Origin of the sequence: Enterobacter sp. SES19 (genome assembly GCF_011765665.1) — a bacterium.
Classification (GTDB): domain Bacteria; phylum Pseudomonadota; class Gammaproteobacteria; order Enterobacterales; family Enterobacteriaceae; genus Enterobacter; species Enterobacter pseudoroggenkampii.
In genome coordinates this window covers 3,003,893-3,016,876 of the sequence record NZ_CP050320.1, presented here as the reverse complement: position 1 = coordinate 3,016,876, position 12,984 = coordinate 3,003,893, and the positions used below count along the sequence as shown (strand labels likewise).

Below are 12,984 nucleotides of genomic sequence, written 5' to 3'. Positions count from 1 at the left end.
TTAATGATGTCCTCTGTTACTACATCCGGAGTGCCGAAGTCGAAGTCGGCGCTGAGTATTGGACGTATCTGGGATCAGTACGGCATGCTGGTGGTTTTTGCCGCACTGTTCCTTGCCTGCGCGATCTTTGTCCCTAATTTTGCCACCTTCATTAATATGAAGGGGCTGGGGCTGGCCATTTCCATGTCCGGGATGGTGGCCTGCGGGATGCTGTTCTGCCTGGCCTCCGGCGATTTTGACCTGTCGGTGGCGTCGGTGATTGCCTGTGCGGGCGTCACGACGGCCGTGGTGATCAACATGACGGAGAGCCTGTGGTTTGGCGTCTTAGCCGGTCTGTTACTCGGCGTCATCAGCGGTCTGGTGAACGGTTTTGTTATCGCGCGCCTGAAGATTAACGCCCTGATCACCACGCTTGCGACAATGCAAATTGTCCGCGGGCTGGCCTATATCATCTCCGACGGTAAAGCGGTGGGGATTGAAGACGAGCGCTTCTTCACGCTGGGTTATGCCAACTGGCTGGGTCTGCCTGCGCCTATATGGCTGACGGTGGCCTGCCTGATCCTGTTCGGCTTCCTGCTTAACCGGACCACCTTTGGCCGTAATACGCTGGCGATTGGCGGTAATGAAGAGGCCGCCCGTCTGGCTGGGGTGCCGGTCGTACGCACCAAGATTATTATCTTTGTGCTCTCTGGGCTGGTTTCTGCCGCTGCGGGGATTATTCTGGCGTCGCGTATGACCAGCGGCCAGCCGATGACCTCTATCGGTTACGAGCTGATCGTCATTTCGGCCTGCGTGTTAGGGGGCGTTTCCCTCAAGGGTGGCATCGGAAAAATCTCATATGTGGTGGCCGGTATCCTGATTTTAGGGACGGTGGAGAACGCCATGAACCTGCTGAATATTTCACCGTTCTCGCAGTACGTGGTTCGTGGTCTGATCCTGCTGGCAGCGGTGATTTTCGACCGTTACAAGCAAAAAGCGAAGCGTACCGTGTAACCCTTTTTCCTGTCTTTTATTGCTCAACTTATAACCTTAGTTGACCTCTTAACCGCCCCGCCAGTAATACTGGCGGGGCGGTTGTCAAATGGCGAGCCACGTCACACTGTCTATACTTACATGGCTATGAAAGAGGTAAAGGCGTTTACCTCTCGTAAACCGTAAGGAGGAAAAGGGTGGCTGACACGTTAACCGCACCGCCTGTACTGCCCGGACACTATGCTTTCTTTTTTGATCTCGACGGCACGCTCGCCGGGATAAAACCGCACCCCGATCAGGTGTCTATTCCGGAGGCGGTGTTACAGGATTTGCATCAGCTCTCACTCATGAATGAGGGAGCACTGGCATTGATATCAGGGCGCTCAATGGCCGAGCTGGATCTGCTCGCCAGTCCATACCACTTTCCGCTAGCCGGTGTACACGGAGCGGAGCGCCGCGACATCCATGATCAAACGCATATCGTTTCACTCCCCGACGCACTCACGCAAACGCTCCATAAGCAGCTTTCTGACGCGCTGGAAGCGCTGCCTGGCACCGAGCTGGAAGCCAAAGGCATGGCCTTTGCCCTGCATTATCGTCAGGCGCCGCAGCATGAGGAGGCAGTACTTACGCTTGCTCAGAGGGTGGCAGATGCGCATCCACAGCTGGCGTTGCAGCCCGGCAAATGCGTGGTTGAGTTAAAACCGAAAGGGATTAATAAAGGCGCGGCCATCGCCGCGTTTATGGCGTCGCCGCCTTTCAAAGGGCGAACGCCCGTTTTCATTGGGGATGACCTGACCGACGAGGCCGGGTTTCGCGTGGTGAATCAGGCCGGAGGGATCGCCGTCAAGGTGGGGCCTGGTGACACTGTTGCCGAATGGCGACTGGCGGATGTCGCCAGCGTCTGGCAGTGGATATCTGACATCGCTAACCAGCAACAACAACAAATAGCGCAAAGCAAAGGGGGAAACCATTATGGGTCGCTTAGTCGTCGTCTCTAACCGAATCGCACCGCCTGACGATAAAAAAGCCAGTGCGGGTGGCCTGGCGGTAGGGGTATTAGGTGCCTTAAAAGCCGCTGGCGGGCTGTGGTTTGGCTGGAGTGGGGAAATCAGTGAAGAAGAGAAACCGCTCAAAAAGGTGACGCGCGGAAACATTACGTGGGCTTCATTTGCACTGAAAGAGAAAGACTACGACGAGTATTACTCGCAGTTCTCGAATGCCGTCCTGTGGCCCGCGTTTCACTATCGTCTTGACCTGGTCAAATTCCAGCGTGAATCCTTCGAAGGCTACTCGCGCGTGAATGCGCTGCTGGCGGATAAACTGCTGCCATTAATCGAAGAAGACGATATTTTATGGATCCACGATTATCACCTGTTGCCCTTCGCCAGAGAGCTGCGAAAAAGAGGGGTAAATAACCGGATTGGCTTCTTCCTGCACATCCCGTTCCCGACGCCGGAAATTTTTACCGCGCTCCCGCCGCATGAAGAGCTGCTGGAAGCGCTGTGTGATTACGATTTGCTGGGCTTCCAGACCGAAAATGACCGCCTCGCATTCCTTGACTCCGTGTCAGGTAAAGCGCGTCTGGTGACCAAAGGCGGGAAAACCCATACGGCGTGGGGGAAAACGTTCCGCACCGAAGTGTATCCAATTGGGATTGAACCTGACGAAATCGCGGAGCAGGCTTCCGGCCCGCTGCCACCGAAGCTGGCGCAGCTTAAGAATGAACTCAAACACGTGAAAAATATCTTCTCGGTTGAGCGTCTTGATTATTCCAAAGGGCTGCCGGAACGCTTCCTGGCGTATGAAACGCTGCTGGATAAATATCCGCAGCATCACGGTAAAATCCGTTATACCCAGATCGCGCCGACGTCGCGCGGTGAGGTTCAGGCCTATCAGGACATTCGCCATCAGCTGGAGACAGAAGCAGGGCGCATTAATGGCCGCTACGGGCAGCTGGGCTGGACGCCGCTGTTTTATCTGAACCAGCACTTTGACCGTAAGATCCTGATGAAGGTCTTCCGCTATGCGGATGTTGGCCTGGTTACGCCGCTGCGCGACGGGATGAACCTCGTCGCGAAAGAGTATGTGGCGGCCCAGGATCCTGACGACCCGGGTGTTCTGGTGCTCTCCCAGTTTGCCGGTGCCGCAAATGAGCTCACGTCGGCGCTTATCGTTAACCCTTATGACAGGGACGACGTGGCAAACGCGCTGAATCGTGCCCTGACTATGCCGCTCACGGAACGTATTTCCCGTCATGCTGATATGATGGAGACGATCCGTAAGAACGACATTAACCACTGGCAGGCACGTTTTATTCAGGATCTCCGGGATATCACCCCGCAAAGTCATGAAGGCGATCTGCAAAAAAAGATCGCGACCTTCCCTAAACTCGCCTGATTTTCCACTGGGGGGTTAACTCCCCCCAAGTGGCACTAACAGCACATCAACCTGGCTCGATGCGACTATGGATTTCGCCGCACAGGCTGCGCGCGATAAAAAGCTGTGGTTATGATTCCCGCAAATCACTAAATCAATATGTTGTTTACGACACATGTCGAGAATATGGGCGTTAAGTTCACCGGTTGCAATAATTGTCTCATAAACCGGATATTGTGCCTTTTCCACCAGTTCGCGCAGAAATTGCTGCGTTTCTTCCTGAAGGACCTCACGAATATCCTCCAGCATGGGGGCGGCCAGCTGATTGTACATCTCTGGCTCTGCGGCGAGCGTGATGAGGCTGATGCGGGCATTGTGGGGTCTGGCAATGGAAACGGCCCGGGCGACGAGTTGATGACTTTCTGGAGAAACTGCAACGGAAACAAGAAGATGGGAGTAACTCATGGCGCACTCCTTAGGTGTCTGTCAGACAGCGTTTGATCACCTTTACCGCGAATTCCCTGGTTCTGCAAGAGCTGATTACGACATTAGTGTGAAGCTTATCATAATTATTCATTAATTATTCTTATAAGAAGAATAACTGAAAAATACGCCTAAATGAAAAAAATTAACAACTTAACGTAAATCACACAAATTCACGCTTTAACTGTTAAATCGTTTTGGCGCGTTACAAACTCATTTCGAATGATCACGTCCTGAAACATCTTTTTTGTGCTACCTGCATAACTATATGTTTTTTCACGGTAAGAAAAATGTTTCCGGGAGAGGGGGTTGTTGTAAATGTTTCAGCGTAGCGCTTACGGGGGTAGAAGCACGTTGCATGCCAGTTCGGATCGCCCGTCTGCATGAGTATTCGTCAATTAAGAATACAAAACAGTACTGATTGGTTAAAAAACAAACAAATTACAAGTCATACTGATGGATTTATGGGTCATATTCACTTAAATTGTGTGACGTGGATCACATTTTTTTTAAATTTGAGGGTGGCTGGATTGTATGTGACAAAACTGACGAGTAGAGTTTGCGTCGAATTAGGAAAAATCTTAGTTATTTGTAAGAAATGATAAAACATGTAAGAGACGCATTCGCGGTTTCTCTCTTACGCGTTTCAGTGAATACAAACCTAAATTCAACTATGCATTTAGCCTTTTCTTTTTTATACCGGGTGATTTCCCGGCGACATCACGGGGTGCGGTCTTTCCGCATAAAAATAATAGTTGGTTATTCGGGATGGGAACAATGCATACATCCGAGTTGCTAAAACATATCTATGACATCAATTTGTCGTATTTACTGCTCGCGCAGCGTTTGATTAGTCAGGACAAGGCGTCCGCGATGTTTCGTCTGGGTATTAACGAAGAGATGGCAACCATGCTGGGCGGTTTAACCCTCCCGCAGATGGTTAAACTGGCTGAAACGAATCAACTGGTTTGCCAGTTCCGTTTCGATGATTCGCAGACAATAACGCGTCTGACGCAGGATTCCCGTGTGGACGATCTTCAACAGATCCATACCGGTATTCTTCTCTCCACTCGCTTGCTTAACGAAATCAGCCAGCCTGATGACGCAGCCCGTAAGAAAAGGGCCTAGCAATGAGCGAGAAAAGCATTGTTCAGGAAGCGCGTGACATACAGTTGGCTATGGAGCTGATTACACTGGGTGCTCGTTTACAAATGCTGGAAAGCGAGACGCAGTTGAGCCGTGGCCGTCTCATCAAGCTGTACAAAGAGTTACGTGGTAGTCCCCCGCCGAAAGGCATGCTGCCGTTTTCTACCGACTGGTTTATGACGTGGGAGCAGAATATTCACGCTTCCATGTTCTGTAATGCCTGGCAGTATCTTCTCAAAACCGGTTTGTGTAGCGGCGTTGACGCCGTGATCAAAGCGTACAAACTTTACCTTGAACAATGCCCACAGCAGGAAGAAGGCCCTCTGCTGGCGCTGACCCGCGCATGGACGCTGGTGCGTTTTGTTGAGAGCGGAATGCTTGAGCTGTCGCGCTGCAACTGCTGCAACGGCAATTTTATTACCCACGCTCATCAGCCTGCAGGCAGCTTCGCCTGTAGTTTATGTCAGCCTCCATCCCGTGCAGTAAAAAGACGTAAACTTTCCCGGGATGCTGCCGATATTATTCCACAACTGCTGGATGAACAGATCGAACAAGCTGTTTAACCCGAACGTGTGGGAAAGATTCCAGCAGCGGTAAGCAATTACCGCTGCTTTTTTTTACCCCGCAAACGGTAAACGCTGCGAGCTGGACGTCCTTGCCATAGTCACTAGCGGAAGGATGATGTCGTGCTTATCTTATTAGGTTACCTGGTAGTTCTCGGTACAGTTTTCGGCGGTTACATGATGACCGGCGGGCACCTTGGAGCACTCTATCAACCGGCTGAACTTATTATCATCGGCGGTGCAGGGGTAGGGGCTTTTATCGTTGGCAACAACGGTAAATCGATCAAGGGCACGCTGAAAGCGATTCCGTTGCTGTTCCGTCGCTCGAAATACACCAAAAGCATGTATATGGATCTGCTGGCACTGCTCTATCGCCTGATGGCGAAGTCGCGTCAGCAGGGGATGTTCTCGCTTGAACGGGATATTGAAAACCCGAAAGAGAGCGAAATTTTTGCCAGCTATCCGCGCATTCTTGCTGACGCCATGATGCTGGACTTCATCGTCGACTATCTGCGACTCATCATCAGCGGCAACATGAATACCTTCGAAATCGAAGCGCTGATGGACGAAGAGATCGAAACTCACGAAAGCGAATCTGAAGTGCCGGCCAACAGCCTGGCGCTGGTCGGCGACTCGCTTCCGGCATTCGGTATCGTTGCTGCGGTAATGGGGGTGGTTCACGCCCTGGCCTCGGCAGACCGTCCGGCAGCAGAGCTCGGTGCGCTGATTGCCCATGCGATGGTGGGGACTTTCCTCGGTATTTTGCTGGCGTACGGCTTCATCTCTCCGCTGGCAAGCGTTCTGCGCCAGAAAAGCGCGGAAACCACCAAAATGATGCAGTGCGTGAAGATCACGCTGCTCTCTAACCTCAACGGTTACGCGCCACCGATCGCGGTTGAGTTTGGCCGTAAAACGCTTTACTCCAGCGAGCGTCCGTCGTTTATCGAGCTTGAAGAACACGTGCGTGCGGTGAAAAACCCAAACCAACAGACGACAACTGAGGACGCATGAAAAACCAGTCCCATCCGATCGTCATCGTAAAAAAACGCAAGCACAAGGGCGGCGGGCATGGCGCACACGGCTCGTGGAAAATTGCGTACGCCGACTTTATGACAGCAATGATGGCGTTCTTTCTGGTGATGTGGCTGATCTCCATCTCCAGCCCAAAAGAACTGATCCAGATTGCCGAATATTTCCGCACACCGCTGGCAACGGCGGTGGCCGGTGGGCCGCGTATTTCTAACAGCGAAAGCCCGATCCCGGGCGGCGGCGATGATTACACCCAGCAGAAGGGTGAGGTGAAAAAAGAGCCGAACATCGACGAGCTGAAAAGAAAGATGGAGCAGGCGCGTCTGAAGAAACTGCGTGGCGATCTCGATCAGCTGATTGAGGCGGATCCGAAGCTGCGCGCGCTGCGCCCACATCTGAAGATCGACCTGGTGCAGGAAGGGCTACGTATTCAGATTATCGACAGCCAGAACCGCCCAATGTTTAAAACCGGGAGTGCGGAAGTCGAACCGTACATGCGCGACATTCTGCGCGGTATTGCACCGGTGCTGAACGGCATTCCTAACCGAATCAGCCTGTCAGGACACACGGATGATTTCCCGTACGCCAATGGGGAGAAGGGATACAGCAACTGGGAGCTTTCTGCCGATCGTGCCAACGCCTCGCGTCGCGAGCTGGTGGCAGGTGGGCTTGATGATGGCAAGGTACTGCGCGTAGTCGGCATGGCCGCAACCATGCGCGTTTCCGACCGCGGGCCGGATGATGCCATCAACCGTCGTATCAGTCTTTTAGTGCTGAACCAGCAGGCGGAGCAGGCCATCCTGCATGAAAACGCCGAAAGTCAGAATGAGTCACTGGACGATTTAAAACAGCCTGGGGCCGTTCCTTCGGCTGCCGTTCCAACATCGCCACCAGCCAATCCGAGGTGATAGCGTGAGCATGGATATTAGCGATTTTTACCAGACATTCTTTGATGAAGCCGACGAATTGTTGGCCGATATGGAACAACACTTGCTCGACCTGGTGCCCGAAGCACCGGACTCCGAGCAGCTCAATGCCATCTTCCGTGCGGCGCACTCTATTAAAGGCGGAGCCGGAACGTTTGGATTTACCATCCTGCAGGAAACGACCCATTTAATGGAAAACCTGCTTGATGAAGCACGACGCGGTGAGATGCAGCTCAATACCGACATTATCAACCTGTTTTTGGAAACCAAAGATATTATGCAGGAACAGCTCGACGCCTATAAAAGTTCGGCAGAGCCTGATGCCGCCAGCTTTGAATACATCTGCAATGCGCTGCGCCAGCTCGCGCTGGAAGCAAAAGGTGAGGTTGCCGCAGCGGTTGTTTCGACCGCGAAACTGAGCGTTGTCGATGCGGTTGCTGCCGACGAGGCCGCGCCAGCCGCTGCGCAGGCGGGCAAACTGCGCGTTGTGCTGTCGCGCCTGAAAGAGAACGAAGTTAACCTGCTGGAAGAAGAGCTGGGTAACCTGGCGAAATTAAGCAACGTGGTAAAAGGCAAAGACAGCCTGGCCGCGACGCTTGATGACGGGATTGGCCAGGACGATATCGTGGCGGTGCTGTGCTTTGTGATTGAAGCTGACCAGATCGCTTTCGAAACCGAAACGGCTGCGGTTGACGCCCCTGCGGCTGCGGAAGAGGTGGCTGTTGTCGCTCAGGCCGCGGCACCGGCTGTGACGCCTGCGGCCCCGGCGCTGAAGGCAGTACCAAAAGAGGCCGCTGCGCCTGGCCGTGGTGAAAAACCTGCCGCGCGCTCCAGCGAGTCAACCAGTATCCGCGTTGCCGTTGAGAAGGTTGACCAGTTGATTAACCTGGTGGGCGAACTGGTGATCACCCAGTCGATGCTGGCGCAACGTTCAAACGAACTCGACCCGGTCACCCATGGCGATCTGATCACCAGCATGGGCCAGCTGCAGCGTAACGCCCGTGACCTGCAGGAATCGGTCATGTCCATCCGTATGATGCCGATGGAATATGTCTTCAGCCGCTTCCCGCGTCTGGTGCGCGACCTTGCCAGCAAGCTGAATAAACAGATTGAACTGACCCTGATGGGCAGCTCAACCGAACTGGATAAGAGCCTGATCGAGCGTATCATCGATCCGTTAACGCACCTGGTGCGTAACAGTCTCGACCACGGTATCGAACTGCCGGAAAACCGTATTGCCGCCGGAAAATCCCCGGTCGGCAACCTGATCCTCTCTGCGGAACATCAGGGCGGGAACATCTGCATCGAAGTGACTGATGACGGCGCCGGTCTGAATCGCGAGCGCATCCTGGCAAAAGCAATTTCGCAGGGGATGGCGGTCAATGAAAACATGACCGACGAAGAAGTGGGCATGCTGATCTTCGCACCGGGCTTCTCTACCGCAGAGCAGGTGACCGACGTCTCCGGGCGCGGCGTAGGCATGGACGTGGTGAAACGTAACATCCAGGAAATGGGCGGCCACGTTGAGATCCAGTCTAAACAGGGTTCCGGCACTACCATTCGCATTCTTCTGCCGCTGACGCTGGCGATCCTCGACGGCATGTCAGTCAAAGTGGCGGACGAAGTCTTTATCCTGCCGCTGAACGCCGTGATGGAATCCCTGCAGCCGCGCGAAGAAGATCTGCATCCGCTGGCGGGTGGCGAGCGCGTTCTTGAAGTGCGTGGTGAGTACCTGCCGCTGGTGGAACTGTGGAAAGTGTTCGAGGTAGACGGGGCGAAGACAGAGGCCACGCAGGGTATCGTTGTGATCCTGCAAAGCGCGGGCCGCCGCTACGCGCTGCTGGTTGATCAGCTGATTGGCCAGCACCAGGTGGTGGTGAAGAACCTCGAAAGTAACTACCGCAAAGTGCCGGGTATTTCTGCCGCCACCATTCTGGGTGATGGTAGCGTGGCGCTGATCGTCGATGTGTCGGCGCTTCAGGGATTAAATCGTGAACAACGTGTGGCGTACACAGCCGCCTGATTAAGTAGAAGGTAATAACATGACCGGTATGAGTAATGTAACGAAACTGGCGGGCGAGCCATCAGGGCAGGAATTCCTGGTCTTCACTTTAGGCGATGAGGAGTACGGCATCGATATCCTGAAAGTGCAGGAAATCCGTGGTTACGACCAGGTTACCCGCATCGCTAACACGCCTGCTTTTATTAAAGGTGTCACCAACCTGCGTGGCGTTATTGTGCCAATCGTGGACCTGCGCGTGAAGTTCAGCCAGGGCGACGTTGACTACGACGACAACACCGTGGTGATCGTTCTGAACCTGGGGCAGCGCGTGGTCGGTATCGTGGTCGATGGCGTATCTGATGTGCTCTCCCTGACCTCAGACCAAATTCGCCCAGCGCCGGAGTTTGCGGTCACGCTGTCGACCGAATACCTGACTGGTCTGGGCGCGCTCGGCGAGCGTATGCTGATTCTGGTGAACATCGAGAAGCTGCTGAACAGCGATGAGATGGCGCTGCTGGATATCGCGGCGAGTCACGTAGCGTAGGTAAATGCAAAACGGCAACCCAGGTTGCCGTTTTTTGTGTTTGCTCCCTCTCCCTGTGGGAGAGGGTTGGGGTGAGGGCATCAGGCCTCACCCTTTTTTCATGCCATTACGCTTCCTGCTTTACCAGCTCAGCTTCCGCTTCAGCTTCACGCGCACCTTCATTCTGCGACAGCATCGCGGTCGCAATACCATTCCCCAGAACGTTAATTGCGGAACGGCCCATATCCAGGAAGTGGTCGATCCCCATCAGCAGCAGAATACCCGCCACCGGAATGTTAAAGCTTGGGATCGTCGCGGCCAGCACCACCAGGGATGAACGCGGTACGCCCGCAATCCCTTTGGAGGCCAGCATCAGCGTCAGCATCAGAACCGTCACTTCCGAGAAGCTCAGGTGAATGTTGTACGCCTGAGCGATAAACATCGAAGCGAAAGAGCAGTACACCATCGAACCCACCAGGTTGAAGGAGTAGCCAATCGGCAGAACGAAAGAGGCGATGTTGCGCGAGCAGCCAAAACGCTCCAGCTGCTCCAGCGTTTTAGGGTAGGCGGCTTCAGAGCTGCTGGTGGTAAACGCCACCAGGACCGGATCTTTCAGCATGCTGACCAGGCGGAACACCTCTTTTTTCAGCACCATGTAACCCACGGCCAGCAGCACCATGCAGGTGAGAAGAATGGCAACATAGTAGCCGCCAATAAAGGAGGCGTAGTTCAGCAGAATGCCCAGACCCTGCGTGGCAATCACGGAGGAGATCGCCGCAAAAATGGCCAGCGGAGCAACGTACATCACGTAACCCGTGACCTTCAGCATGATATGGGAAACCACATCCAGCGCGGCCACCAGCGGCGCGTTGAATTTCTGCCCCAGCGACGCGCCGCCGATGCCGAAGAACATCGAGAACACCACAATCTGCAGGATCTCATTGTTCGACATCGCCCCTGCGATACTGGTTGGAATGGTGTGCGACAGGAACGCTTTCAGCGTCATGCCGCCAACGGCCAGACCGGTATCCACCGCTTCGGTTGGGATCGTCAGGTTCAGACCGCTTCCCGGATGCTCCAGCGTGACGATAAACAGGCCAACCAGAATAGAGAGTACGGATGAGCTGATAAACCACACCATCGCTTTACCGCCAACGCGGCCAATAGTGGAGGTTTCGCCCAGCTTCATAATGCCGACGGTGAGCGTGCTGAAGACCAATGGTGCAATGACCATTTTGATCAGACGGAGGAAAATATCGGTCAGAAGGGTAATGTTATCCGACCAGGCTGTGATGGCATCCGCAGATGCATATTCATGAATTGCTGCCCCTGAAAGAATACCCGCCAGCATGAATATCACGATGAAGAGTGTGAGTTTGTTTGCACTTGCCACGAAAAAAGACCCTCTATGCGCTTCAGATGTAGCCCGCATCGATACATATAAATTTTTTATTACGATGCAGGAAATTATTCGGCACATAAATTGACGCAAAGTGTAGGGGGATACAACACCTTTTTAAGTTTTATTAATTTTGTTGTTATTGCCCTGACGATATATTGTGATCTGCATCACACTTTAATGGATATATTCTCTCCGGAAAAAATAAAATCGCGGATTAAATAAATTTAACTCTCTGTTATTAATAAGGAAATTAAGTCAATAAGACATATGGCTTATGCGTTGAGGGGCGGGTGGTCGAAGCGATATCCGTAAACTAAATTCTCAATAACCCCCTCAAAGGAACCTTAAGCGGGGCTAACATCTTGAACGACAAAAATAAAATGTGGCAAGGGAACGGAGACGTCTTCTGGAGGGTGGTAAATGAAAAGAAAACTCCTTTTGATCTGCGCAGTAACCTTACTAACTGCGACTACGGCCCATCAGGCGCTGGCCGTCACCAGCAGTGGCACCATCGGCGCGACGCTGACGCTGACAAACGGCTGTCTGATAAACGGATCGCCCGCGCAAAGCGGCATTAATTTCGGTACGCTCGATTTCGGTACCCATCCGGCAACCTTTTCCACTCTTACGACGCAGCTGAGCGGCGCCAGCGGCGGAAACACCTTCACCATTCAATGTACGACCGCCAGCTATACGGTGGCGATCACCGGTAATACCCATTCTACGGCACCCGGAACCGTTGTCGGTTCGCCGGGGACGCCTGAACGCTATCTGGTTAATACGGCCAACGCGGCCCAGGGCGTGGCTTACAGCCTGTACAGCGACAGCGGGTTTAACACAGTGATTGCCAACAACGCCGCGTTGCCGATCGCCTCAACGGCCGGAGGTGTAGACAGTTACACCCTCTACGGACGTATTACCGGCGGTGGTAACAGCGTGACGGTCGTCCCGGGAACCTACACCGACACGATTAACGTCAGCGTAACCTATTAGTCCCGAATAGCCATGAAGGCAACTCTCACAGGTCTGCGCAAATGCGCAGAGGGACACGTGCAGCCTTTTTTCGCGCTGCTCGTCGGATTGCTCATGATGCCCGCGGCGAATGCGGTGACATCACAGTCGTTTAAGGTCAGCGCGACGATTGTACCGGGATGCGCGGTAGCCACCGGTAGCGGAGGGCTTCTCGGTACGCTGGATTTTGGCACCCATAACGGAGTCGAGAGCGCGCCGGTCAGCACCAGCTTTGTGCCAAACGGGGCGTTGTCTATCGCCTGTACGCCGGGCGTGGCGCTGAGCATGAGCATTAACGGCGGGCAGAATTACGCCTCCGTCCGCCGGATGAAGCGATCAGGCGGAACAGAACTGGTGCCGTACCGGCTTTACAGCAGCAGCTCGCTGGCCGCGAACAGCGAAATTGGCGTCAACCAGGCGATAGCGGTGACCTATACCAATAGCAATAACATCGCGCTGCCGCTTTTTGGCGTGGCGCTACTGACCGGTTTTAGCCCGGCGGGAACCTATTCCGATCAGCTCACCGTGACCTTGTCATGGTAATAAAG

At 53.7% G+C, this 12,984-nt stretch carries 13 protein-coding genes; 11 read left to right on the top strand and 2 right to left on the bottom strand.

Features of this window, described 5'->3' with window-relative positions; genetic code table 11:
• The first annotated feature begins 3 nt into the window (after window positions 1-3).
• The 3 genes from araH to otsA all read left to right on the top strand — a co-directional run bounded on the left by araH (window position 4) and on the right by otsA (window position 3,372).
• Window positions 4-993 carry an L-arabinose ABC transporter permease AraH gene (gene araH, locus GXP72_RS14410; RefSeq protein ID WP_208763030.1) on the top strand — a complete coding sequence of 330 codons (990 nt, stop codon included), beginning with the start codon at window positions 4-6 and terminating at the stop codon, window positions 991-993.
• A 176-nt stretch (window positions 994-1,169) separates the two neighbouring features.
• On the top strand, window positions 1,170-1,973 hold the full coding sequence (gene otsB, locus GXP72_RS14405) for a trehalose-phosphatase (protein WP_048992260.1): 804 nt from the start codon (window positions 1,170-1,172) through the stop codon (window positions 1,971-1,973).
• Complete coding sequence (gene otsA, locus GXP72_RS14400) at window positions 1,948-3,372, top strand: alpha,alpha-trehalose-phosphate synthase (protein WP_208763029.1); 1,425 nt, start codon at window positions 1,948-1,950, stop codon at window positions 3,370-3,372. The genes otsB and otsA overlap by 26 nt, the downstream gene beginning before the upstream one ends.
• Window positions 3,373-3,387: 15 nt before the next feature.
• On the opposite strand, the gene uspC is transcribed toward otsA, so the two are convergent.
• Window positions 3,388-3,816 (bottom strand): universal stress protein UspC, encoded by a 429-nt coding sequence (gene uspC / locus GXP72_RS14395; protein WP_024909668.1) that lies wholly within the window; start codon window positions 3,814-3,816, stop codon window positions 3,388-3,390.
• 795 nt (window positions 3,817-4,611) lie between these two features.
• On the opposite strand from uspC, the gene flhD reads away from it, so the two are divergent.
• From flhD to cheW, 6 genes are all read left to right on the top strand, one after another.
• Entirely contained in the window at window positions 4,612-4,962 is a 351-nt protein-coding gene (gene flhD / locus GXP72_RS14390) for a flagellar transcriptional regulator FlhD (RefSeq protein ID WP_023336137.1), read from the top strand.
• Window positions 4,963-4,964: 2 nt separating this feature from the next.
• Window positions 4,965-5,543, top strand: a complete 579-nt coding sequence (flhC, locus tag GXP72_RS14385) for a flagellar transcriptional regulator FlhC (RefSeq protein ID WP_008500416.1) — start codon at window positions 4,965-4,967, stop codon at window positions 5,541-5,543.
• Between the two features lie 123 nt (window positions 5,544-5,666).
• The gene (gene motA, locus GXP72_RS14380) at window positions 5,667-6,554 is read left to right on the top strand and encodes a flagellar motor stator protein MotA (RefSeq protein WP_008500417.1); all 888 of its coding nucleotides are present in this window, start codon (window positions 5,667-5,669) and stop codon (window positions 6,552-6,554) included.
• Window positions 6,551-7,480, top strand: coding sequence for a flagellar motor protein MotB (gene motB, locus GXP72_RS14375; protein ID WP_024909669.1), 930 nt, complete (start codon window positions 6,551-6,553; stop codon window positions 7,478-7,480). Before motA ends, motB begins: the two co-directional genes overlap by 4 nt.
• A 4-nt stretch (window positions 7,481-7,484) precedes the next feature.
• Window positions 7,485-9,521, top strand: coding sequence for a chemotaxis protein CheA (gene cheA, locus GXP72_RS14370; RefSeq protein WP_208763028.1), 2,037 nt, complete (start codon window positions 7,485-7,487; stop codon window positions 9,519-9,521).
• A 19-nt stretch (window positions 9,522-9,540) separates the two neighbouring features.
• The gene (cheW, locus tag GXP72_RS14365) at window positions 9,541-10,044 is read left to right on the top strand and encodes a chemotaxis protein CheW (protein ID WP_023312262.1); all 504 of its coding nucleotides are present in this window, start codon (window positions 9,541-9,543) and stop codon (window positions 10,042-10,044) included.
• Window positions 10,045-10,150: 106 nt separating this feature from the next.
• Here the strand turns inward: cheW and GXP72_RS14360 are convergent, their stop codons facing one another.
• Window positions 10,151-11,416, bottom strand: a complete 1,266-nt coding sequence (locus tag GXP72_RS14360) for a dicarboxylate/amino acid:cation symporter (protein ID WP_024909671.1) — start codon at window positions 11,414-11,416, stop codon at window positions 10,151-10,153.
• Window positions 11,417-11,845: 429 nt separating this feature from the next.
• Between GXP72_RS14360 and GXP72_RS14355 the strand changes: the two genes are divergently transcribed.
• Together GXP72_RS14355 and GXP72_RS14350 are read left to right on the top strand one after the other, a co-directional pair.
• On the top strand, window positions 11,846-12,418 hold the full coding sequence (locus GXP72_RS14355) for a spore coat protein U domain-containing protein (RefSeq protein WP_208763027.1): 573 nt from the start codon (window positions 11,846-11,848) through the stop codon (window positions 12,416-12,418).
• Window positions 12,419-12,430: 12 nt separating this feature from the next.
• Window positions 12,431-12,979, top strand: a complete 549-nt coding sequence (locus GXP72_RS14350; RefSeq protein ID WP_024909673.1) for a spore coat U domain-containing protein — start codon at window positions 12,431-12,433, stop codon at window positions 12,977-12,979.
• The last annotated feature ends 5 nt before the right edge of the window (window positions 12,980-12,984 follow it).